At 66.9% G+C, this 26,759-nt stretch carries 2 protein-coding genes; both read left to right on the top strand.

The window, feature by feature from the left end; all coding sequences use genetic code 11:
- Positions 1-9 precede the first annotated feature (9 nt).
- Complete coding sequence (locus tag ABL840_RS28060) at positions 10-12,939, top strand: non-ribosomal peptide synthase/polyketide synthase (RefSeq protein WP_418116033.1); 12,930 nt, start codon at positions 10-12, stop codon at positions 12,937-12,939.
- The gene (locus ABL840_RS28055) at positions 12,939-26,747 is read left to right on the top strand and encodes an amino acid adenylation domain-containing protein (protein WP_418116032.1); all 13,809 of its coding nucleotides are present in this window, start codon (positions 12,939-12,941) and stop codon (positions 26,745-26,747) included. Before ABL840_RS28060 ends, ABL840_RS28055 begins: the two co-directional genes overlap by 1 nt.
- Positions 26,748-26,759 lie beyond the last annotated feature (12 nt).

Raw genomic sequence — 26,759 nt, 5'->3', positions numbered from 1 at the left:
AGCACCGTCATGCCCGAAATCCAGGATATCTCCGCACGCCGCGCCAGCCTGAGCGCCGAACAACGCGCCAGGCTGAAAGAGCGGCTGCGCGGCGCGAACGTGGCCGGCACGCGCGAAACCGAAAGCGCCATTCCCCCGCGTCCGCAGAAAGACCGGGCACCGCTGTCCTTCGCCCAGCGCCGCCAGTGGTTCCTGTGGAAGCTGGACCCGGCCCGCACGGCCTATCACCTGAGCGGCGGTCTCGTGCTCTCGGGGCATCTGGATGTCGAAGCCCTGCGCGCGAGCGTGCAGGCGCTGGTCGACCGCCACGAGTCGCTGCGCACCGTCTTCCGCGAGGAAGGCGATGGCGAGGTGGAGCAAGTCATTCTGGAGACCCTGCCGGTCGCGCTGCCGTGCATCGACCTGAGCACGCTGGAAGCCGGGGCCCGCGAGGCCGCCATCGAGCATGAAGTGCGCGGCATTCGCACCGAGCCCTTCGACCTCACGCGCGGCCCGCTGATGCGCACCGTGCTGTTGAAGACCGATGCCCAGGCGCATCGGTTGCTGGTCGTGATGCACCACATCGTGTCCGACGGCTGGTCCGTGCAGCTCACGCTGGACGAACTGGCTGCGCAATACGCAGCACGTGTGCAGGGGCGTTCGATGGCGCAGCCCGCGCTGCCTGTGCAGTACGCCGACTACGCCGTCTGGCAGAACCGGTGGCTCGAAGGCGGAGAGGGCGAGCGCCAGCTCGCGTGGTGGCGCGATCACCTGGGCACCGAGCAGCCGGTGATCTCGCTGCACACCGACCGGCCGCGCAACGCCGATGGCCGCTACGGCTCGGCGCGCGTCACGGTCGCGTTGCCGGCCGATACCGTCGCACGCCTGCGCCAGCGGGCCCAGGGGCAGGGCGCGACGCTGTTCATGGCACTGCTTGCGGGCTTCAATGCGCTGCTGTTCCGGCACACGGGGCAGGCCGATGCGCGCGTCGGCGTGCCCATTGCCAACCGCAACCGGGCGGAGACGGCGGGCGTCGTGGGCTTCTTCGTCAATACGCAGGTGCTGCGTGCGCGTATCGATGCGCGGATGACGCTGGAGGAGCTGTTCGTGCAGACGCGCGACACGGCGATCGGAGCGCAGACCCACCAGGATCTGCCGTTCGAGCAATTGGTCGGCGCGCTGCGGCCCGAGCGCAGCCTCAGCGCGAATCCGTTGTTCCAGGTGATGTTCAACCATGTGCGGCGCGACCATCGCTCGCTGGCCGAATGGCCGGGCGTGTCTGTGCAGCGGCTTGACTTCGAGGAAGAGGACGCGCAGTTCGAGCTGACGCTGCAGACGCTGGAACTCGAGGACGGCAGCGTGGAGGCGACGCTTCTCTATGCATCGGAGCTGTTCGACCGGGAGACGGTGGAGCGGATGGCAGGTCACTACCTGTCGGTGCTGCAGGCGTTGGTCGAGCAGCCGCAGCAGGCGGTGGGGGATGTGGTGCTGGTGGGCGAAGCCGAGCGCGCGCAGCTTGCGGCGTGGAGCGAGAACCCGCGCTGCCACGAGGATGCCCAACCGGTGCACCGCCAGATCGAGTCTCATGCAAGGCTCAAGCCTTCGGCATCTGCTTTGGTCTTCGGCGACGAAGCCCTGAGCTACGGCGAACTCAATGCCCGCGCGAACCGCCTGGCGCATCGCCTGATCGCCTCGGGCGTGGGCCCGGACGTGCTGGTGGGCCTCTGCGTGGAACGCTCCGTCGAGATGATGGTGGGCATCCTGGCGGTGCTCAAGGCCGGCGGCGCCTACGTGCCCCTGGACCCCGAGTACCCCGCAGACCGCCTGTCCTACATGGTGCAAGACAGCGGCATCGAGCTGCTGCTGACCCAGAGCCACCTGCGCAGCCTGATCCCGGGTGCCGACTCCCTTCAAGTGCTGGAGCTCGACACCCTCGACACCTCTGCCGAGCCCGCGTCCGATCCCCAAGTCTCTTTGCACGGCGAACACCTGGCCTACGTGATCTACACGTCCGGCTCCACGGGTCGTCCCAAGGGAGCGGCCATCCGGCATGAGGCTCTCTTCAGCTGCATGGCGTGGATGCAGGAGTTCTACACCCTCGCTGGAGCGGACACGGTGCTGCACAAGGCGCCCTTCGGCTTCGACGTGTCGGTGTGGGAGATGTTCTGGCCGCTGACCTCGGGAGCGCGGCTGGTCATCGCCAATCCGGGAGACCACCGGGACCCGGTGCGGCTGGTCGAGTTGATCCAGAGACACCAGATCACGACGCTGAACTTCGTGCCCTCGATGCTGCAGGCGTTCCTGGCGTACGAGGGGATAGAGAAGACGACGAAGCTCAAGCACATCATCTGCGGGGGAGAGGCGATGCCCGCGGCCACGCAGAGGGAGGCGCTGCAGAGGCTGAGCGGAGCGACGCTGCAGAACCTGTACGGGCCGACGGAGACGACGATCCACGTGACGCAGTGGACGTGCCGGGATGATGGAAGCAGCCAGGTTCCGATCGGACGTCCGATCAGCCAGACGCAGGCGTACGTGCTGGACGGGAGCCTGAACGAGGTGCCTGCGGGTGTGGCGGGAGAGCTGTACCTGGGGGGCATCAATCTGGCGCGGGGGTACCTGAAGCGAGCAGGGCTCACAGCCGAGAGGTTCATTGCAACCGACAACGGAAGCAGGCTGTACCGCACGGGAGACCTTGTGCGGTGGAACAACGATGGCCAGCTGGAATACCTGGGGCGGATCGACCACCAGGTGAAGGTGCGGGGGTTCCGCATCGAGCTGGGGGAGATCGAGGCGGGGCTGCAGGCCCAGCCTGAAGTGCGTGAAGCGGTCGTCGTTGCGAACGAGGGCCCGGCCGGGACCCGGCTGGTGGCCTATGTCTCGGGCAACGCGGGCCAGGTGATCGACACGACAGCCCTGAAGCAGAAGCTGGGCGAGGCGCTGCCGGACTACATGGTTCCGAGCGTGATCGTGGAGCTGGAGGCGTTGCCGCTGAACGCGAACGGGAAGGTGGATCGCAAGGCGCTGCCTGCGCCGGAGTTCACGAGCGACAGGGCGTACGAGGCGCCGCAGGGCGAGGTCGAGCAGACCCTGGCATCGATCTGGGCAGAAGTGCTGGGCGTGACCCGTGTGGGCCGCAACGACAACTTCTTCGAACTCGGCGGCGACTCCATCCTCAGCCTCAAGGTCACGGCACGAGCCGCCAGGGCCGGCGTGCAGCTGAATCCCCGGCAGGTGTTCGAGCACCAGAGCCTGTCGCGCATCGCCCAGGCCATGGGCGCCGGCCAGTCTTCACCGACGCCGACCATTCCCGTGCTGACGGCTGAACAGCGTGCCGGCACCCTGGCGCTGTCCCACGCACAGATGCGCCAGTGGTTCCTGTGGCAGCTCGATCCGTCGAGCACCGCGTATCACATCAGCGGCGCGCTGAAGCTGGAAGGCAGGCTCGACGTGGAAGCCGTGCGCGCGAGCTTCAATGCACTGGTGCTGCGTCACGAATCGCTGCGCACCGTGTTCCGCACCGACGCACAAGGCCTGGCCCGGCAACTGATCCGCGAAGCCGGGCCGGTCGACATCGCCATGGTCGACCTCGTGGCACTGCGCACCCCGCAGGAGCGTGAAACGCGCAGCAGGGAAGAAGCCCTGCGCCTGAGCCACACTCCCTTCGATCTGGCCGAAGGCCCGCTGCTGCGGGTCGGCCTGATCCGCCTGGCGCCCGAGGAGCACATGCTCGTCGTGGTGATGCACCACATCGTGTCCGACGGCTGGTCGATGCAGGTCATCGTCGACGAATTCGTGGCGCACTACAGCGCGCGCGTGCAAGGCACGGAGGCAACGCTGTCGTCGCTGCCGATCCAGTACGCGGACTACGCCGCATGGCAGCGCGATTGGCTCGAAGCCGGCGAGCGCGAGCGCCAGCTGGCTTACTGGACGCAACACCTCGGCACCGACCAGCCGCCACTGCAACTGCCCACCGATCACGCCAGAAGAGCCGATGGCCGCTACAGCGCCGTGCGGCATGGCTTCGAACTGCCGGGGGACCTCGTGCAGCGGTTGCACCGGCGCCTGCAAGGCCATGGCGCGACGCTGTTCATGGGATTGCTCGCAGGTTTCCAGGTGCTGCTCAGCCGCTACACCGGCGAACTGGACATTCGCGTGGGCGTTCCGGTCGCCAACCGGCACCGCGCCGAGACCGAGAGCGTGATCGGCTTCTTCGTCAACACGCAAGTGCTGCGCAGCGTGCTGGACAGCCGCGAGAGCCTGACGCAGGTGCTGGCGCGCGCGAAGGAGGCCGCGCTGGGCGCGCAGGCCCACCAGGACCTGCCGTTCGAGCAACTGGTGGAGGCATTGCAGCCCGAGCGTAGCCTGAGCACCAGCCCGCTGTTCCAGGTCATGTTCAACCACCAACGTGGCGATCTGAAGGCGCTGCAGGACCTGCCGGAGCTCACGCTGACCGAGTGCGACCTGGGTGCGCAGGCCGCGCAGTTCGAGTTGACGCTGGAAACCAGCGAGAGTGCCGACGGCCGTGTGCGGGCGAGCTTCAGCTATGCCGAAGAACTGTTCGCGCCGCAGACCATCGAGCGCATGGCGGGGCATTACCTGGCTTTGCTGGAGGCACTGGCGGAACGGCCGCAACAGTCGATGGGCGATGTGGCGTTGCTCGGGGTGTCTGAGCGAGAGCAGCTGAGGGTGTGGAGCGAGAACAGTCATAGCTTCGAGGGTGTGGAGCCCGTTCACCCTCTGATCGAGCGCCAGGCGATGCAGCACCCTGAAGCACCCGCACTGGTGTTCGGCGAAGAGACCCTGAGCTACGGCGAACTCAACGCGAGGGCGAACCGCCTCGCCCATCACCTGATGGCGCAGGGCGTGGGCCCCGAGGTGCTGGTGGGCATCGCGGTGGAGCGCTCCGTGGAGATGGTGGTGGGGATCCTGGGGATCGTGAAGGCGGGAGGTGCGTATGTGCCGCTGGACCCGGAGTACCCGGCGGACCGGCTGGCGTACATGGTCGAGGACAGCGGCATCGGGATGCTCTTGACCCAGAGCCACCTTCAGGCACTGCCGGGGATCGAATCGATTCAGGTGCTGGAACTCGACACGCTCGATACCTCGTCCGAGCCCGACAGCAATCCGGAAGTCGACCTTCACGGCGAACACCTGGCCTACGTGATCTACACGTCCGGCTCGACGGGCCGTCCGAAGGGCGCGGCGAACCGCCACCGCTCGCTGCACAACCGGCTGGCGTGGATGCAGCAGGCCTATGAATTGGGTGCGACGGACACAGTCTTGCAGAAGACGCCGTTCAGCTTCGACGTGTCGGTGTGGGAGTTCTTCTGGCCGCTGATGTACGGGGCGAAGCTGGTGGTGGCCAACCCCGGGGATCACCGGGACCCGGCCCGATTGGTGGAGCTGATCGGGCAGCACCAGGTCAACACGCTGCACTTCGTTCCTTCGATGCTGCAGGCGTTCCTGGCGTACGAAGGGGCGAAGACGTGCACGAGCCTGAAGCGCATCGTGTGCAGCGGAGAGGCACTGCCGGCGGAAGCCAGGGACAAGGTGTTCGCAAGGCTGCCGCAGGCGAAGCTGTACAACCTGTACGGCCCGACGGAGGCGGCGATCGACGTGACGCACTGGACGTGCCGGGACGATGGAAGCAGCCAGGTTCCGATCGGACGTCCGATCAGCCAGACGCAGGCGTACGTGCTGGACGGGAGCCTGAACGAGGTTCCGGCGGGGGTGGCGGGGGAGCTGTACCTGGGGGGCATCAATCTGGCGCGGGGGTACCTGAAGCGAGCAGGGCTCACAGCCGAGAGGTTCATTGCAACCGACAACGGAAGCAGGCTGTACCGCACGGGAGACCTGGTGCGGTGGAACAACGAGGGCCAGCTGGAATACCTGGGGCGGGTCGACCATCAGGTGAAGGTGCGGGGCTTCCGCATCGAACTGGGGGAGATCGAGGCGGGGCTGCAGGGCCAGCCTGAAGTGCGTGAAGCGGTGGTCGTCGCGAACGAGGGTCCAGCGGGAACCCGGCTGGTGGCCTACGTCTCGGGCAACGCGGGCCAGGTGATCGACACGGCAGTGCTCAAGCAGAAGCTGGGCGAGGCGCTGCCGGACTACATGGTTCCGAGCGTGATCGTGGAGTTGGAGGCGTTGCCGCTGAACGCGAACGGGAAGGTGGACCGCAAGGCGCTCCCCGCACCGGAGTTCACGAGCGACAGGGCGTACGAGGCGCCCGAGGGCGAGGTCGAAGAGGCTCTCGCATCGATCTGGGCAGAAGTCCTCGGAGTGACCCGCGTGGGCCGCAGCGACAACTTCTTCGAACTGGGCGGCCATTCCCTCCTGGCGCTGAGGCTGCTGGAGAGCGTGCGCGAGCGTGGCTGGAGCGTGCAGGTGCGTACGCTGTTCCAGCACCCGCAGCTGGGCGCCTTCGCGCAGGCGCTGCAGCAGGAGCAGGGTCGGGTGGAGGTGGTGGTGCCAGAGAACGGTATTCCTGCCGACTGCGAGGCGATCCGCCCGGAGATGCTCACGCTGATCGAGCTCGACGAAGCACAGATCAGGCGCATCGAGGCGAAGGTCTCGGGGGGAGCCCTGAACATCCAGGACATCTACCCGCTGGCGCCGCTGCAGGAGGGGATGCTGTTCCACCACCTGCTGCAGACCGAGGGAGATGCGTACATCACCTCGCACGCGCTGGGGTTCGACAGCCGTCAGAGGCTGGAGCGGTTCGTGCAAAGCTTCAACCGAGTGATCGAGCGGCACGACATCCTGCGCACGGCGGTGCTGTGGGAGGGGTTGAAGGAGCCGGTGCAGGTGGTGCAGCGGCATGCCGAGCTCGAGCTGCAGTGGCTGGATGCCGACGCATCCGATGCCCCTGCCCAGCTCAAGGCCCACGTCGACCCCGCGCACTACCGCATCGACGTGCAGCGTGCCCCGATGATCCACGCGATCGCAGCCCACGACCCCGCCCAGGGCCGCTGGCTGCTGCAGCTGCCCAGCCACCACATGGTGCTGGACCACACGACGCTGGACTTCCTGGTGCAGGAGATCGCGCTGATTCAGCAGGACAGGCAGGCTGAGCTGCCGGCTCCTGTTCCCTTCCGGAACTACGTGGCGCAGGCAAGGCTGGGGGTGAGCCAGGACGAGCACGAGGCGTTCTTCCGGCAGATGCTGGCAGACGTGGACGAGCCGACGGCGCCGTTCAACCTGCTGGACGTGCAGGGGGACGGCACGCGTGTGGAGGAAGCCAGATTGAGGCTGGAGCCGGAGCTGGCCCAACAGATCCGGAGAGAAGCACAGCGCCACGGGGTGAGCGCGGCGACGCTGTTCCACCTGGCGTGGGCGCTGGTGCTGGGCAAGGCCACGGGCAAGGACGACGTGGTGTTCGGGACGGTGCTGTTCGGTCGGATGCAGGGCGGGGAGGGGGCGCAGAGGGCGCTGGGGTTGTTCATCAACACGCTGCCGCTGAGGGTGAGGCTGGGGGCGAAGGGTGTGCTGGCGTGCGTGAAGGAGACGCACGATGCGCTCACGCAGCTGCTGCACCACGAGCACGCGAACCTGTCGCTGGCACAGCGCTGCAGTGCGCTGCCGGGGGGCACGCCGTTGTTCTCGGCACTGCTGAACTACCGCCACGGCGCAGCCGTGGCAGCAGGGGAGCCCGTGCGCCCCTGGGAGGGCATGGAAGTGCTGTCCGCGGAGGAGCGCACGAACTACCCGTTCGTGATGTCGGTGGACGACCTCGGGGACGGCTTCGCGCTGGTGGCGCAGATCGTGGAGAGCGTGGATGCGCAGCGCATCTGCAACTTCATGCACATGGCCATCGGTGGACTGGTGCAGGTGCTGGGGCAGCAGCCTGCGCGGGCGATCCGCGAGCTGGAGGTGATGTCGCAGACCGAGCGAGAACAGCTGAAGGCGTGGAGCGAGAACGGTCATCGCTTCGAGGGAGTGGAACCCGTTCACCCTCTGATCGAGCGCCAGGCGATGCAGCACCCTGAAGCACCCGCACTGGTGTTCGGCGAAGAGACCCTGAGCTACGGCGAACTCAACGCGAGGGCGAACCGCCTCGCCCATCACCTGATGGCGCAGGGCGTGGGCCCCGAGGTGCTGGTGGGCATCGCGGTGGAGCGCTCCGTGGAGATGGTGGTGGGGATCCTGGGGATCGTGAAGGCGGGAGGTGCGTATGTGCCGCTGGACCCGGAGTACCCGGCGGACCGGCTGGCGTACATGGTCGAGGACAGCGGCATCGGGATGCTCTTGACCCAGAGCCACCTTCAGGCACTGCCGGGGATCGAATCGATTCAGGTGCTGGAACTCGACACGCTCGATACCTCGTCCGAGCCCGACAGCAATCCGGAAGTCGACCTTCACGGCGAACACCTGGCCTACGTGATCTACACGTCCGGCTCGACGGGCCGTCCGAAGGGCGCGGCGAACCGCCACCGCTCGCTGCACAACCGGCTGGCGTGGATGCAGCAGGCCTATGAATTGGGTGCGACGGACACAGTCTTGCAGAAGACGCCGTTCAGCTTCGACGTGTCGGTGTGGGAGTTCTTCTGGCCGCTGATGTACGGGGCGAAGCTGGTGGTGGCCAACCCCGGGGATCACCGGGACCCGGCCCGATTGGTGGAGCTGATCGGGCAGCACCAGGTCAACACGCTGCACTTCGTTCCTTCGATGCTGCAGGCGTTCCTGGCGTACGAAGGGGCGAAGACGTGCACGAGCCTGAAGCGCATCGTGTGCAGCGGAGAGGCACTGCCGGCGGAAGCCAGGGACAAGGTGTTCGCAAGGCTGCCGCAGGCGAAGCTGTACAACCTGTACGGCCCGACGGAGGCGGCGATCGACGTGACGCACTGGACGTGCCGGGACGATGGAAGCAGCCAGGTTCCGATCGGACGTCCGATCAGCCAGACGCAGGCGTACGTGCTGGACGGGAGCCTGAACGAGGTTCCGGCGGGGGTGGCGGGGGAGCTGTACCTGGGGGGCATCAATCTGGCGCGGGGGTACCTGAAGCGAGCAGGGCTCACAGCCGAGAGGTTCATTGCAACCGACAACGGAAGCAGGCTGTACCGCACGGGAGACCTGGTGCGGTGGAACAACGAGGGCCAGCTGGAATACCTGGGGCGGGTCGACCATCAGGTGAAGGTGCGGGGCTTCCGCATCGAACTGGGGGAGATCGAGGCGGGGCTGCAGGGCCAGCCTGAAGTGCGTGAAGCGGTGGTCGTCGCGAACGAGGGTCCAGCGGGAACCCGGCTGGTGGCCTACGTCTCGGGCAACGCGGGCCAGGTGATCGACACGGCAGTGCTCAAGCAGAAGCTGGGCGAGGCGCTGCCGGACTACATGGTTCCGAGCGTGATCGTGGAGTTGGAGGCGTTGCCGCTGAACGCGAACGGGAAGGTGGACCGCAAGGCGCTCCCCGCACCGGAGTTCACGAGCGACAGGGCGTACGAGGCGCCCGAGGGCGAGGTCGAAGAGGCTCTCGCATCGATCTGGGCAGAAGTCCTCGGAGTGACCCGCGTGGGCCGCAGCGACAACTTCTTCGAACTGGGCGGCCATTCCCTCCTGGCGCTGAGGCTGCTGGAGAGCGTGCGCGAGCGTGGCTGGAGCGTGCAGGTGCGTACGCTGTTCCAGCACCCGCAGCTGGGCGCCTTCGCGCAGGCGCTGCAGCAGGAGCAGGGTCGGGTGGAGGTGGTGGTGCCAGAGAACGGTATTCCTGCCGACTGCGAGGCGATCCGCCCGGAGATGCTCACGCTGATCGAGCTCGACGAAGCACAGATCAGGCGCATCGAGGCGAAGGTCTCGGGGGGAGCCCTGAACATCCAGGACATCTACCCGCTGGCGCCGCTGCAGGAGGGGATGCTGTTCCACCACCTGCTGCAGACCGAGGGAGATGCGTACATCACCTCGCACGCGCTGGGGTTCGACAGCCGTCAGAGGCTGGAGCGGTTCGTGCAAAGCTTCAACCGAGTGATCGAGCGGCACGACATCCTGCGCACGGCGGTGCTGTGGGAGGGGCTGAAGGAGCCGGTGCAGGTGGTGCAGCGGCATGCCGAGCTCGAGCTGCAGTGGCTGGATGCCGACGCATCCGATGCCCCTGCCCAGCTCAAGGCCCACGTCGACCCCGCGCACTACCGCATCGACGTGCAGCGTGCCCCGATGATCCACGCGATCGCAGCCCACGACCCCGCCCAGGGCCGCTGGCTGCTGCAGCTGCCCAGCCACCACATGGTGCTGGACCACACGACGCTGGACTTCCTGGTGCAGGAGATCGCGCTGATTCAGCAGGACAGGCAGGCTGAGCTGCCGGCTCCTGTTCCCTTCCGGAACTACGTGGCGCAGGCAAGGCTGGGGGTGAGCCAGGACGAGCACGAGGCGTTCTTCCGGCAGATGCTGGCAGACGTGGACGAGCCGACGGCGCCGTTCAACCTGCTGGACGTGCAGGGGGACGGCACGCGTGTGGAGGAAGCCAGATTGAGGCTGGAGCCGGAGCTGGCCCAACAGATCCGGAGAGAAGCACAGCGCCACGGGGTGAGCGCGGCGACGCTGTTCCACCTGGCGTGGGCGCTGGTGCTGGGCAAGGCCACGGGCAAGGACGACGTGGTGTTCGGGACGGTGCTGTTCGGTCGGATGCAGGGCGGGGAGGGGGCGCAGAGGGCGCTGGGGTTGTTCATCAACACGCTGCCGCTGAGGGTGAGGCTGGGGGCGAAGGGTGTGCTGGCGTGCGTGAAGGAGACGCACGATGCGCTCACGCAGCTGCTGCACCACGAGCACGCGAACCTGTCGCTGGCGCAGCGCTGCAGTGCGCTGCCGGGGGGAACGCCGTTGTTCTCGGCGCTGCTGAACTACCGGTACAGCCCCGAGCCGGAGACCGGCGAAGACAAGGAGGCAGCCGTCGCCTGGGAAGGCATGGAGGTGCTGGGAGGGGAAGAGCGGACCAACTATCCCTTCGGCATGTCGGTGGATGACTTGGGCAAGGACTTCGAACTGGTGGCGCAGGTGCACGAGGCTGTCGATGCGCAGCGTGTGTGTGGGTTCATGCACTTGGCTCTGAAGGGCGTCGTCGAGGCCTTGACGACGCGTTCGGAGCAACCAGCGGTTGACATCGAAGTAATTTCCGGACGGGAACTCTCACAACTGCAGGCGTGGAGCGAGAACCCGCAGCGTCATGAAGGCGTGGAGCCTGTTTATCGCCTGATCGAGCGCTATGCGAAGCAGTACCCCGGAGCAACTGCACTGGTGTTCGGCGAAGAGACCCTGAGCTACGGCGAACTCAACGCGAGGGCGAACCGCCTCGCCCATCACCTGATGGCGCAGGGCGTGGGCCCCGAGGTGCTGGTGGGCATCGCGGTGGAGCGCTCCGTGGAGATGGTGGTGGGGATCCTGGGGATCGTGAAGGCGGGAGGTGCGTATGTGCCGCTGGACCCGGAGTACCCGGCGGACCGGCTGGCGTACATGGTCGAGGACAGCGGCATCGGGATGCTCTTGACCCAGAGCCACCTTCAGGCACTGCCGGGGATCGAATCGATCCAGGTGCTGGAACTCGACACGCTCGATACCTCGTCCGAGCCTGACGGCAATCCGCAAGTCGACCTGCACGGCGAACACCTTGCCTACGTGATCTACACGTCAGGTTCGACAGGTCGTCCCAAGGGCGCAGCGAACCGCCACCGCTCGCTGCACAACCGGCTGGCCTGGATGCAGCAGGCCTATGAACTGGGTGCGACGGACACGGTGCTGCAGAAGACCCCGTTCAGCTTCGACGTGTCGGTGTGGGAGTTCTTCTGGCCGCTGATGTACGGGGCGAAGCTGGTGGTGGCCAACCCCGGGGACCATCGGGATCCGCAGCGGCTGGTGGAGCTGATCGGTGAGCACCAGGTCAACACGCTGCACTTCGTGCCCTCGATGCTGCAGGCGTTCCTGGCGTACGAGGGGGCGAAGACGTGCACGAGCCTGAAGCGCATCGTGTGCAGCGGAGAGGCACTGCCGGCGGAAGCCCGGGACAAGGTGTTCGCAAGGCTGCCGCAGGCGAAGCTGTACAACCTGTACGGGCCGACGGAAGCGGCGATCGACGTGACGCACTGGACGTGCCGGGATGACGGCAGCAGCCAGGTTCCGATCGGACGTCCGATCAGCCAGACGCAGGCGTACGTGCTGGACGGGAGCCTGAACGAGGTTCCGGCGGGTGTGGCGGGGGAGCTGTACCTGGGCGGGGTCAACCTCGCTCGGGGGTACCTGAAGCGAGCCGCATTGACGGCCGAACGCTTCATCGCAGCGGCCAACGGAAGCAGGCTGTACCGCACGGGAGACCTTGTGCGGTGGAACAACGAGGGTCAGCTGGAGTACCTGGGTCGGATCGACCATCAGGTGAAGGTGCGGGGCTTCCGCATCGAGCTGGGGGAGATCGAGGCGGGGCTACAGGGGCAGCCGGAGGTCAGAGAAGCAGTCGTGGTGGCGAACGAAGGTCCAGCGGGTACGAGGCTGGTGGCCTACGTCTCGGGCAACGCGGGCCAGGTGATCGACACGACAGCCCTGAAGCAGAAGCTGGGCGAGGCGCTGCCGGACTACATGGTTCCGAGCGTGATCGTGGAGCTGGAGGCGTTGCCGCTGAACGCGAACGGGAAGGTGGATCGCAAGGCGCTGCCTGCGCCGGAGTTCACGAGCGACAGGGCGTACGAGGCGCCGCAGGGCGAGGTCGAGCAGACCCTTGCAGCGATCTGGGCCGAGGTCCTCGGAGTGACCCGTGTGGGCCGCAACGACAACTTCTTCGAACTCGGCGGTCACTCGTTGCTCGCCGCCCAGACAGTCGCCCGAGTCCAGAGCGCCATGCAGATGGACCTCGCGATCAGGGATGTCTTCCTGCACCCCGTACTCACGGAAATGGCGACTCTCATCGCCGACAAGAACCTGATGAAACCGGCCACCCAGGCCCTTTCGGAAATCGATTCACTGCTTGACAGCATGGAGGCTGTTTGATGGAAACCCTTGCAACCCGTCGCATCGCGGAGCGCTTCTCGCGACTGACGCCTGAACAGCGGCGCACGGTCTACCAGAAGATTCGCGCCGAGGGTCTCACGCTCGGGCAGTTCCCGATCCTGGCGCGCGACACGTCGTCGCCGGATCATTGCCATCTTTCCTACGCACAGTTGCGCCAGTGGTTCCTGTGGCAGCTCGATCCCCGAAGCACGGCGTACCACATCAGCGGTGCGCTCAGGCTCGCCGGTGCGCTGGATGTCGCGGCCGTGCGCGCGAGCTTCGATGCGCTGGTACAGCGCCACGAGTCGCTGCGCACCACGTTCCGGGCCCAGGCTGGCGGCCTTGCCGAACAGGTGATTCACGAGAGTGTCGAGTTCGACATCGCCGTCGTCGACCTTGGCGCCATTGCCGCGAGCGACGCGCGAGAAATCCGCCTGCGGGAAGAAGCGCACCGCCTGAGCGACACCCCCTTCGACCTGACCACCGGCCCGTTGCTGCGGGTCGGCCTGATCCGCCTTGCGCCCGAGGAGCACATGCTCGTCGTGGTGATGCATCACATCGTGTCCGACGGCTGGTCGATGCAGATCATCGTGGACGAGTTCGTCGCGCAATATCGCGCGCGCGTGCAGGGCGCTGCGGAAGACGCGGACCTGCAGCCGCTGCCTGTCCAGTACGCGGACTACGCCGTGTGGCAGCGCAACTGGCTCGAGGCCGGCGAGCGCGAACGCCAGCTCGGCTATTGGACATCGCACGTCGGTACCGACCAGCCTGTGCTGCAGTTGCCGGCCGATCACGCCAGGCGCGCAGACGGACGCTACAACGCCGCGCGCCACGCCTTCGAATTGCCGGAGGCACTGGTCAAGGGGCTGCAGAAGCGCGCGCAGGGCCAGGGTGCGACCCTGTTCATGACCTTGCTCGCGGGCTTCCAGGTGCTCTTGAACCGTTACACCGGCCAGTCCGACATTCGCGTGGGCGTACCGATCGCCAACCGTCACCGGGTGGAGACGGAAGGCGTCGTCGGCTTCTTCGTCAACACGCAGCTGTTGCGCAGCGTGCTGGACAGCCGCGAGAGCCTCACGCAGGTGCTGGCGCGCGCGAAGGAGGCCGCGCTGGGCGCGCAGGCCCACCAGGACCTGCCGTTCGAGCAACTGGTGGAGGCATTGCAGCCAGAACGCAGCCTGAGCACCAGCCCGCTGTTCCAGGTCATGTTCAATCACCAGCGTGGGGATTTCAAGGCACTCGACAGCCTGTCGGGTCTCACGATGACCGAGTACGACCTGGGCACGCAGGCCGCGCAGTTCGAACTGACGCTGGACACCAGCGAAGACGCCGACGGTCGCGTGCGGGCGAGCTTCAAATATGCGGCGGAGCTGTTCGAGCCGCAGACCGTCGAGCGCATGGCGGGGCATTACCTGGCTTTGCTGGAGGCATTGGCCGAGCGACCCGAGCAGACTGTGGGTGACGTGAAGCTGTTGGACGAGGCGGAACTGCTGCAGCTGCAGCAGTGGGGATCCCAACACCAGCAAGGCGAAGTCTCAGTCGGCGACCCGATCCACAGTCGGATAGAGCGCGAGGTGGCGCAGCATCCGGATGCCACTGCACTGGTCTTCGGCGATGAGTCCCTGAGCTACGGCGAACTCAACGCAAGGGCGAATCGCCTGGCCCACCGCCTGATCGCCCTGGGCGTGAAGCCCGAGAGCCGGGTGGGCATCGCGGTGGAGCGCTCGGTGGAGATGGTGGTGGGCATCCTGGCGGTGCTCAAGGCCGGCGGTGCCTACGTGCCCCTGGACCCCGAGTACCCGGCGGACCGGCTGTCCTACATGGTGCAAGACAGCGGCATCGAGCTGCTGCTGACCCAGAGCCACCTGGGCGCACTGCCGGGCGCGGAATCACTCCAGGTGCTGGTGCTCGACACGCTCGATACCGCGTCCGAGCCCGACAGCAACCCGCAGGTCGCGCTGCACGGCGAGAACCTGGCCTACGTCATCTACACATCGGGCTCCACCGGCCGCCCCAAGGGCGCGCAGCTGTGCCACCGCAACGTGACGCGACTGCTGGACGCCACGCAGCCCTGGTTCGGCTTCTCGCCGCAGGATGTCTGGACGATGTTCCACTCCTACGCCTTCGACTTCTCGGTGTGGGAGATCTTCGGAGCGCTGTGCACCGGGGGCAAGCTGGTGGTCGTGCCGTTCTGGGTGAGCCGCTCGCCGGAGGACTTCCTGCAGCTGCTGCGCGAGCAGCGCGTGAGCATCCTGAACCAGACGCCGTCGGCCTTCGGGCAGCTGGTGGCCCTGCCGCAGGCGCTGGAGGGAGGATTGGCGCTGCGCGCGGTGATCTTCGGAGGCGAGGCGCTGGACCCGCAGCGGCTGAGGCCCTGGATCGAGCGCTACGGGGACGGCGGCCCGCAGCTGATCAACATGTACGGCATCACCGAGACGACGGTGCACGTGACCTACCGGCGCATCACGCGGGCGGACCTGGGTCAGCAGCGCAGCCCGGTGGGTGTGGCGATCCCGGACCTGGGGATGCAGGTGCTGGACGGACAGCTGGGGCCTGTGCCGCAGGGGGTGGCGGGGGAGCTGTATGTCAGTGGGGAGGGGTTGGCTCGGGGGTACCTGAAGCGATCAGGGCTGACGGCCGAGAGGTTCATCGCGACAGAGAAGGGACAGCGCCTGTACCGCACGGGAGACCTGGTGCGGTGGAACAACGAGGGCCAGCTGGAATACCTGGGGCGGATCGACCATCAGGTGAAGGTGCGGGGCTTCCGCATCGAGCTGGGGGAGATCGAGGCGGGGCTACAGGGGCAGCCTGAAGTGCGTGAGGCGGTGGTCGTCGCGAACGAGGGTCCAGCGGGAACCCGGCTGGTGGCCTACGTCTCGGGCAACGCGGGCCAGGTGATCGACACGGCAGTGCTCAAGCAGAAGCTGGGCGAGGCGCTGCCGGACTACATGGTTCCGAGCGTGATCGTGGAGTTGGAGGCGTTGCCGCTGAACGCGAACGGGAAGGTGGACCGCAAGGCGCTCCCCGCACCGGAGTTCACGAGCGACAGGGCGTACGAGGCGCCCGAGGGCGAGGTCGAAGAGGCTCTCGCATCGATCTGGGCAGAAGTCCTCGGAGTGACCCGCGTGGGCCGCAGCGACAACTTCTTCGAACTGGGCGGCCATTCCCTCCTGGCGCTGAGGCTGCTGGAGAGCGTGCGCGAGCGTGGCTGGAGCGTGCAGGTGCGTACGCTGTTCCAGCACCCGCAGCTGGGCGCCTTCGCGCAGGCGCTGCAGCAGGAGCAGGGTCGGGTGGAGGTGGTGGTGCCAGAGAACGGTATTCCTGCCGACTGCGAGGCGATCCGCCCGGAGATGCTCACGCTGATCGAGCTCGACGAAGCACAGATCAGGCGCATCGAGGCGAAGGTCTCGGGGGGAGCCCTGAACATCCAGGACATCTACCCGCTGGCGCCGCTGCAGGAGGGGATGCTGTTCCACCACCTGCTGCAGACCGAGGGAGATGCGTACATCACCTCGCACGCGCTGGGGTTCGACAGCCGTCAGAGGCTGGAGCGGTTCGTGCAAAGCTTCAACCGAGTGATCGAGCGGCACGACATCCTGCGCACGGCGGTGCTGTGGGAGGGGTTGAAGGAGCCGGTGCAGGTGGTGCAGCGGCATGCCGAGCTCGAGCTGCAGTGGCTGGATGCCGACGCATCCGATGCCCCTGCCCAGCTCAAGGCCCACGTCGACCCCGCGCACTACCGCATCGACGTGCAGCGTGCCCCGATGATCCACGCGATCGCAGCCCACGACCCCGCCCAGGGCCGCTGGCTGCTGCAGCTGCCCAGCCACCACATGGTGCTGGACCACACGACGCTGGACTTCCTGGTGCAGGAGATCGCGCTGATTCAGCAGGACAGGCAGGCTGAGCTGCCGGCTCCTGTTCCCTTCCGGAACTACGTGGCGCAGGCAAGGCTGGGGGTGAGCCAGGACGAGCACGAGGCGTTCTTCCGGCAGATGCTGGCAGACGTGGACGAGCCGACGGCGCCGTTCAACCTGCTGGACGTGCAGGGGGACGGCACGCGTGTGGAGGAAGCCAGATTGAGGCTGGAGCCGGAGCTGGCCCAACAGATCCGGAGAGAAGCACAGCGCCACGGGGTGAGCGCGGCGACGCTGTTCCACCTGGCGTGGGCGCTGGTGCTGGGCAAGGCCACGGGCAAGGACGACGTGGTGTTCGGGACGGTGCTGTTCGGTCGGATGCAGGGCGGGGAGGGGGCGCAGAGGGCGCTGGGGTTGTTCATCAACACGCTGCCGCTGAGGGTGAGGCTGGGGGCGAAGGGTGTGCTGGCGTGCGTGAAGGAGACGCACGATGCGCTCACGCAGCTGCTGCACCACGAGCACGCGAACCTGTCGCTGGCACAGCGCTGCAGTGCGCTGCCGGGGGGCACGCCGTTGTTCTCGGCACTGCTGAACTACCGCCACGGCGCAGCCGTGGCAGCAGGGGAGCCCGTGCGCCCCTGGGAGGGCATGGAAGTGCTGTCCGCGGAGGAGCGCACGAACTACCCGTTCGTGATGTCGGTGGACGACCTCGGGGACGGCTTCGCGCTGGTGGCGCAGATCGTGGAGAGCGTGGATGCGCAGCGCATCTGCAACTTCATGCACATGGCCATCGGTGGACTGGTGCAGGTGCTGGGGCAGCAGCCTGCGCGGGCGATCCGCGAGCTGGAGGTGATGTCGCAGACCGAGCGAGAACAGCTGAAGGCGTGGAGCGAGAACGGTCATCGCTTCGAGGGAGTGGAACCCGTTCACCCTCTGATCGAGCGCCAGGCGATGCAGCACCCTGAAGCACCCGCACTGGTGTTCGGCGAAGAGACCCTGAGCTACGGCGAACTCAACGCGAGGGCGAACCGCCTCGCCCATCACCTGATGGCGCAGGGCGTGGGCCCCGAGGTGCTGGTGGGCATCGCGGTGGAGCGCTCCGTGGAGATGGTGGTGGGGATCCTGGGGATCGTGAAGGCGGGAGGTGCGTATGTGCCGCTGGACCCGGAGTACCCGGCGGACCGGCTGGCGTACATGGTCGAGGACAGCGGCATCGGGATGCTCTTGACCCAGAGCCACCTTCAGGCACTGCCGGGGATCGAATCGATTCAGGTGCTGGAACTCGACACGCTCGATACCTCGTCCGAGCCCGACAGCAATCCGGAAGTCGACCTTCACGGCGAACACCTGGCCTACGTGATCTACACGTCCGGCTCGACGGGCCGTCCGAAGGGCGCGGCGAACCGCCACCGCTCGCTGCACAACCGGCTGGCGTGGATGCAGCAGGCCTATGAATTGGGTGCGACGGACACAGTCTTGCAGAAGACGCCGTTCAGCTTCGACGTGTCGGTGTGGGAGTTCTTCTGGCCGCTGATGTACGGGGCGAAGCTGGTGGTGGCCAACCCCGGGGATCACCGGGACCCGGCCCGATTGGTGGAGCTGATCGGGCAGCACCAGGTCAACACGCTGCACTTCGTTCCTTCGATGCTGCAGGCGTTCCTGGCGTACGAAGGGGCGAAGACGTGCACGAGCCTGAAGCGCATCGTGTGCAGCGGAGAGGCACTGCCGGCGGAAGCCAGGGACAAGGTGTTCGCAAGGCTGCCGCAGGCGAAGCTGTACAACCTGTACGGCCCGACGGAGGCGGCGATCGACGTGACGCACTGGACGTGCCGGGACGATGGAAGCAGCCAGGTTCCGATCGGACGTCCGATCAGCCAGACGCAGGCGTACGTGCTGGACGGGAGCCTGAACGAGGTTCCGGCGGGGGTGGCGGGGGAGCTGTACCTGGGGGGCATCAATCTGGCGCGGGGGTACCTGAAGCGAGCAGGGCTCACAGCCGAGAGGTTCATTGCAACCGACAACGGAAGCAGGCTGTACCGCACGGGAGACCTGGTGCGGTGGAACAACGAGGGCCAGCTGGAATACCTGGGGCGGGTCGACCATCAGGTGAAGGTGCGGGGCTTCCGCATCGAACTGGGGGAGATCGAGGCGGGGCTGCAGGGCCAGCCTGAAGTGCGTGAAGCGGTGGTCGTCGCGAACGAGGGTCCAGCGGGAACCCGGCTGGTGGCCTACGTCTCGGGCAACGCGGGCCAGGTGATCGACACGGCAGTGCTCAAGCAGAAGCTGGGCGAGGCGCTGCCGGACTACATGGTTCCGAGCGTGATCGTGGAGTTGGAGGCGTTGCCGCTGAACGCGAACGGGAAGGTGGACCGCAAGGCGCTCCCCGCACCGGAGTTCACGAGCGACAGGGCGTACGAGGCGCCCGAGGGCGAGGTCGAAGAGGCTCTCGCATCGATCTGGGCAGAAGTCCTCGGAGTGACCCGCGTGGGCCGCAGCGACAACTTCTTCGAACTGGGCGGCCATTCCCTCCTGGCGCTGAGGCTGCTGGAGAGCGTGCGCGAGCGTGGCTGGAGCGTGCAGGTGCGTACGCTGTTCCAGCACCCGCAGCTGGGCGCCTTCGCGCAGGCGCTGCAGCAGGAGCAGGGTCGGGTGGAGGTGGTGGTGCCAGAGAACGGTATTCCTGCCGACTGCGAGGCGATCCGCCCGGAGATGCTCACGCTGATCGAGCTCGACGAAGCACAGATCAGGCGCATCGAGGCGAAGGTCTCGGGGGGAGCCCTGAACATCCAGGACATCTACCCGCTGGCGCCGCTGCAGGAGGGGATGCTGTTCCACCACCTGCTGCAGACCGAGGGAGATGCGTACATCACCTCGCACGCGCTGGGGTTCGACAGCCGTCAGAGGCTGGAGCGGTTCGTGCAAAGCTTCAACCGAGTGATCGAGCGGCACGACATCCTGCGCACGGCGGTGCTGTGGGAGGGGTTGAAGGAGCCGGTGCAGGTGGTGCAGCGGCATGCCGAGCTCGAGCTGCAGTGGCTGGATGCCGACGCATCCGATGCCCCTGCCCAGCTCAAGGCCCACGTCGACCCCGCGCACTACCGCATCGACGTGCAGCGTGCCCCGATGATCCACGCGATCGCAGCCCACGACCCCGCCCAGGGCCGCTGGCTGCTGCAGCTGCCCAGCCACCACATGGTGCTGGACCACACGACGCTGGACTTCCTGGTGCAGGAGATCGCGCTGATTCAGCAGGACAGGCAGGCTGAGCTGCCGGCTCCTGTTCCCTTCCGGAACTACGTGGCGCAGGCAAGGCTGGGGGTGAGCCAGGACGAGCACGAGGCGTTCTTCCGGCAGATGCTGGCAGACGTGGACGAGCCGACGGCGCCGTTCAACCTGCTGGACGTGCAGGGGGACGGCACGCGTGTGGAGGAAGCCAGATTGAGGCTGGAGCCGGAGCTGGCCCAACAGATCCGGAGAGAAGCACAGCGCCACGGGGTGAGCGCGGCGACGCTGTTCCACCTGGCGTGGGCGCTGGTGCTGGGCAAGGCCACGGGCAAGGACGACGTGGTGTTCGGGACGGTGCTGTTCGGTCGGATGCAGGGCGGGGAGGGGGCGCAGAGGGCGCTGGGGTTGTTCATCAACACGCTGCCGCTGAGGGTGAGGCTGGGGGCGAAGGGTGTGCTGGCGTGCGTGAAGGAGACGCACGATGCGCTCACGCAGCTGCTGCACCACGAGCACGCGAACCTGTCGCTGGCACAGCGCTGCAGTGCGCTGCCGGGGGGCACGCCGCTGTTCTCGGCACTGCTGAACTACCGGTACACGCCAGAAGAAGAGCAGACGAAGCAGCAGGCCGCACCGGATCTCGCCTGGGCCGGCATCGACACGCTCGGCGGTGCCGAGCGCAGCAACTACCCCTTCGGCATGTCGGTGGACGACCTGGGCAAGGGCTTCGAGCTGGTGGCACAGGTGCATGACAGCGTCGATGCGCAGCGCGTATGTGGCTACATGCTGGCTGCCGTCCAGGGCGTGGTGACGGCGCTGGTGCAGCGGCCGCAACAGCCTGCGTGCGAGATCGGGATCGTTTCCGCGCAGGAGATGCAGCAACTGACGGCGTGGAGCGAGAACCCGCGCTGCCACGAGGATGCCCAACCGGTGCACCGCCAGATCGAGTCTCATGCAAGGCTCAAGCCTTCGGCATCTGCTTTGGTCTTCGGCGACGAAGCCCTGAGCTACGGCGAACTCAATGCCCGCGCGAACCGCCTGGCGCATCGCCTGATCGCCTCGGGCGTGGGCCCGGACGTGCTGGTGGGCCTCTGCGTGGAACGCTCCGTCGAGATGATGGTGGGCATCCTGGCGGTGCTCAAGGCCGGCGGCGCCTACGTGCCCCTGGACCCCGAGTACCCCGCAGACCGCCTGTCCTACATGGTGCAAGACAGCGGCATCGAGCTGCTGCTGACCCAGAGCCACCTGCGCAGCCTGATCCCGGGTGCCGACTCCCTTCAAGTGCTGGAGCTCGACACCCTCGACACCTCTGCCGAGCCCGCGTCCGATCCCCAAGTCTCTTTGCACGGCGAACACCTGGCCTACGTGATCTACACGTCCGGCTCCACGGGTCGTCCCAAGGGAGCGGCCATCCGGCATGAGGCTCTCTTCAGCTGCATGGCGTGGATGCAGGAGTTCTACACCCTCGCTGGAGCGGACACGGTGCTGCACAAGGCGCCCTTCGGCTTCGACGTGTCGGTGTGGGAGATGTTCTGGCCGCTGACCTCGGGAGCGCGGCTGGTCATCGCCAATCCGGGAGACCACCGGGACCCGGTGCGGCTGGTCGAGTTGATCCAGAGACACCAGATCACGACGCTGAACTTCGTGCCCTCGATGCTGCAGGCGTTCCTGGCGTACGAGGGGATAGAGAAGACGACGAAGCTCAAGCACATCATCTGCGGGGGAGAGGCGATGCCCGCGGCCACGCAGAGGGAGGCGCTGCAGAGGCTGAGCGGAGCGACGCTGCAGAACCTGTACGGGCCGACGGAGACGACGATCCACGTGACGCAGTGGACGTGCCGGGATGATGGAAGCAGCCAGGTTCCGATCGGACGTCCGATCAGCCAGACGCAGGCGTACGTGCTGGACGGGAGCCTGAACGAGGTGCCTGCGGGTGTGGCGGGAGAGCTGTACCTGGGGGGCATCAATCTGGCGCGGGGGTACCTGAAGCGAGCAGGGCTCACAGCCGAGAGGTTCATTGCAACCGACAACGGAAGCAGGCTGTACCGCACGGGAGACCTTGTGCGGTGGAACAACGATGGCCAGCTGGAATACCTGGGGCGGATCGACCACCAGGTGAAGGTGCGGGGGTTCCGCATCGAGCTGGGGGAGATCGAGGCGGGGCTGCAGGCCCAGCCTGAAGTGCGTGAAGCGGTCGTCGTTGCGAACGAGGGCCCGGCCGGGACCCGGCTGGTGGCCTATGTCTCGGGCAACGCGGGCCAGGTGATCGACACGACAGCCCTGAAGCAGAAGCTGGGCGAGGCGCTGCCGGACTACATGGTTCCGAGCGTGATCGTGGAGCTGGAGGCGTTGCCGCTGAACGCGAACGGGAAGGTGGATCGCAAGGCGCTGCCTGCGCCGGAGTTCACGAGCGACAGGGCGTACGAGGCGCCGCAGGGCGAGGTCGAGCAGACCCTGGCATCGATCTGGGCAGAAGTGCTGGGCGTGACCCGTGTGGGCCGCAACGACAACTTCTTCGAACTCGGAGGCCATTCCCTCCTGGCGCTGAGGCTGCTGGAGAGCGTGCGCGAGCGTGGCTGGAGCGTGCAGGTGCGCACGCTGTTCCAGCACCCGCAGCTGGGCGCCTTCGCGCAGGCGCTGCAGCAGGAGCAGGGTCGGGTGGAGGTGGTGGTGCCAGAGAACGGTATTCCTGCCGACTGCGAGGCGATCCGCCCGGAGATGCTCACGCTGATCGAGCTCGACGAAGCACAGATCAGGCGCATCGAGGCGAAGGTCTCGGGGGGAGCCCTGAACATCCAGGACATCTACCCGCTGGCGCCGCTGCAGGAGGGGATGCTGTTCCACCACCTGCTGCAGACCGAGGGAGATGCGTACATCACCTCGCACGCGCTGGGGTTCGACAGCCGTCAGAGGCTGGAGCGGTTCGTGCAAAGCTTCAACCGAGTGATCGAGCGGCACGACATCCTGCGCACGGCGGTGCTGTGGGAGGGGCTGAAGGAGCCGGTGCAGGTGGTGCAGCGGCATGCGGAACTCAAGCTGCAATGGCTGGAGGCTGGAGCATCCGATGTCCCCGCCCAGCTCAAGGCCTACGTCGATCCCGCGCACTACCGCATCGACGTGCAGCGCGCCCCGATGATCCACGCGATCGCAGCGCACGACCCAGCCCAGGATCGCTGGCTGCTGCAGCTGCCCAGCCACCACATGGTGCTGGACCACACGACGCTGGACTTCCTGGTGCAGGAGATCGCGCTGATTCAGCAGGACAGGCAGGCTGAGCTGCCGGCTCCTGTTCCCTTCCGGAACTACGTGGCGCAGGCAAGGCTGGGGGTGAGCCAGGACGAGCACGAGGCGTTCTTCCGGCAGATGCTGGCAGACGTGGACGAGCCGACGGCGCCGTTCAACCTGCTGGACGTGCAGGGGGACGGCACGCGTGTGGAGGAAGCCAGATTGAGGCTGGAGCCGGAGCTGGCCCAACAGATCCGGAGAGAAGCACAGCGCCACGGGGTGAGCGCGGCGACGCTGTTCCACCTGGCGTGGGCGCTGGTGCTGGGCAAGGCCACGGGCAAGGACGACGTGGTGTTCGGGACGGTGCTGTTCGGTCGGATGCAGGGCGGGGAGGGGGCGCAGAGGGCGCTGGGGTTGTTCATCAACACGCTGCCGCTGAGGGTGAGGCTGGGGGCGAAGGGTGTGCTGGCGTGCGTGAAGGAGACGCACGATGCGCTCACGCAGCTGCTGCACCACGAGCACGCGAACCTGTCGCTGGCGCAGCGCTGCAGTGCGCTGCCGGGGGGAACGCCGTTGTTCTCGGCGCTGCTGAACTACCGGTACAGCCCTGAGCCGGAGGCGGTCGAAGGCCGGGATGCGGTGCCCATGTGGGAAGGCATGGACGATCTTGGTGGCCAGGAGCGCACCAACTATCCCTTCGGCATGTCGGTGGATGACCTAGGCAAGGACTTCGAGCTGGTGGCGCAGATTCACGAAGCAGTGAGTGCACAGCGTATCTGCGGCTTCATGCGCATGGCCATCGACGGGATCGTGGCTGCACTGGAGAAGCATCCTGCGCAGCCCATTCGCGAACTGGATGTGATCTCCGATGCCGAGCGCAGTCAGCTGGCGACATGGGGAGCCCAACACCAGCAAGGCGAAGTCTCAGTCGGCGACCCGATCCACAGCCGTATAGAGCGCGAGGTGGCGCAGCATCCGGATGCCACTGCACTGGTCTTCGGCGATGAGTCCCTGAGCTACGGCGAACTCAACGCAAGGGCGAATCGCCTGGCCCACCGCCTGATCGCCCTGGGCGTGAAGCCCGAGAGCCGGGTGGGCATCGCGGTGGAGCGCTCGGTGGAGATGGTGGTGGGCATCCTGGCGGTGCTCAAGGCCGGCGGTGCCTACGTGCCCCTGGACCCCGAGTACCCGGCGGACCGGCTGTCCTACATGGTGCAAGACAGCGGCATCGAGCTGCTGCTGACCCAGAGCCACCTGGGCGCACTGCCGGGCGCGGAATCACTCCAGGTGCTGGTGCTCGACACGCTCGATACCGCGTCCGAGCCCGACAGCAACCCGCAGGTCGCGCTGCACGGCGAGAACCTGGCCTACGTCATCTACACATCGGGCTCCACCGGCCGCCCCAAGGGCGCGCAGCTGTGCCACCGCAACGTGACGCGACTGCTGGACGCCACGCAGCCCTGGTTCGGCTTCTCGCCGCAGGATGTCTGGACGATGTTCCACTCCTACGCCTTCGACTTCTCGGTGTGGGAGATCTTCGGAGCGCTGTGCACCGGGGGCAAGCTGGTGGTCGTGCCGTTCTGGGTGAGCCGCTCGCCGGAGGACTTCCTGCAGCTGCTGCGCGAGCAGCGCGTGAGCATCCTGAACCAGACGCCGTCGGCCTTCGGGCAGCTGGTGGCCCTGCCGCAGGCGCTGGAGGGAGGATTGGCGCTGCGCGCGGTGATCTTCGGAGGCGAGGCGCTGGACCCGCAGCGGCTGAGGCCCTGGATCGAGCGCTACGGGGACGGCGGCCCGCAGCTGATCAACATGTACGGCATCACCGAGACGACGGTGCACGTGACCTACCGGCGCATCACGCGGGCGGACCTGGGTCAGCAGCGCAGCCCGGTGGGTGTGGCGATCCCGGACCTGGGGATGCAGGTGCTGGACGGACAGCTGGGGCCTGTGCCGCAGGGGGTGGCGGGGGAGCTGTATGTCAGTGGGGAGGGGTTGGCTCGGGGGTACCTGAAGCGAGCTGCCTTGACCGCGGAGCGCTTCATCGCGACAGAGAAGGGGCAGCGCCTGTACCGCACGGGAGACCTGGTGCGATGGAACAACGAGGGCCAGCTGGAATACCTGGGTCGGATCGATCATCAGGTGAAGGTGCGGGGCTTCCGCATCGAGCTGGGGGAGATCGAGGCGGGGCTGCAGGGGCAGCCGGAGGTCAGAGAAGCAGTCGTGGTGGCGAACGAAGGTCCAGCGGGCACGAGGCTCGTTGCCTATGTCTCGGGCAACGCGGGCCAGGTGATCGACACGGCAGCCCTGAAGCAGAAGCTGGGCGAGGCGCTGCCGGACTACATGGTTCCGAGCGTGATCGTGGAGCTGGAGGCGTTGCCGCTGAACGCGAACGGGAAGGTGGATCGCAAGGCGCTGCCTGCGCCGGAGTTCACGAGCGACAGGGCGTACGAGGCGCCGCAGGGCGAGGTCGAGCAGACCCTGGCATCGATCTGGGCCGAGGTCCTGGGCGTGAGCCGTGTGGGCCGCAACGACAACTTCTTCGAACTCGGAGGCGACTCCATCATCAGCCTCAAGCTCATCGCACGCATCCGCGAGAGCGTTCCTGGCGGAAGCTGGCTGTCCCTGATCGACGTGATGCAAAGCGGCTCGTTGAGGGATCTCGCGGCTCGCCTGCGCCAGAAGTTCGAGCAGGAGCACAACGCCGTCTGCTTCAACGCAACCGGCAGCGGAACACCGCTCTATTGCCTGCCGGGCCTGATGGTCAACTCGCGCGAGTTCCTGCCGCTGGCGCAGGCACTGCAGGACGACCGGCCGGTCTACGGTTTCGCTTGCCATGTCTTCACGCGAAAGCGTTGGCGCGGCTTCGATGTCCAGGCCATTGCCGCGGAGTACGCGGACTTCATTGCGGCGACTGCCTTGCAGGGGCGCTGCGCGCTGCTCGGCTGGTCGTCGGGTGGCGATCTTGCGTTCGAGGTGGTGCGCCAGCTGCAGGGTCGCGTCGAGATCGATTTCGTGGGCATGGTCGACGTCTTCGAGAACACCGCCCTGCGGGCCACGCGCACCCTCACGGACGTGCAGCGCCGGCAGGCCGAGGAGGCACTGGCTGCCTGGCTGTCACGTTCGCAGATGGCCGACCGCTGGCATGAACTGCTGGCGCGGATGGGCGGCTCCGAGCGTGCATACGTGCTGGAGGAAATGCTGTTTGCCGGCCGCGAGTTCCCCCTCGACGGGCCGGGCGAAGAATCGCTGGAATGCGAAATGTGGATCCGGCTCGACAAGCGCCTGCGGGCAGAGCAATACGCCTACGACCGCATCGACGTGCCCATGCACGTCTTCCTCGCGGATGCGTCGCTGCAGGAACGCGGCGTGCTGAGGAACTGGTCGGACAGCGCCCCGGTGCTGTCGTCCGAGATCGTGCCCGACGCCGATCATCTGAGCATCATCCGACACCCGCAGATGCTTGCCAGCCTGAGACAGCACCTGGCACGGACGGAGGTGCTGGCGTAGCGCGATGGCGTG

It is taken from the genome of Variovorax sp. NFACC27, assembly GCF_048301545.1.
GTDB classification, from domain to species: domain Bacteria; phylum Pseudomonadota; class Gammaproteobacteria; order Burkholderiales; family Burkholderiaceae_C; genus Variovorax; species Variovorax gossypii.
Note: the sequence above shows the minus strand (reverse complement) of the source record. Positions and strands in the feature narration are given on the sequence as shown.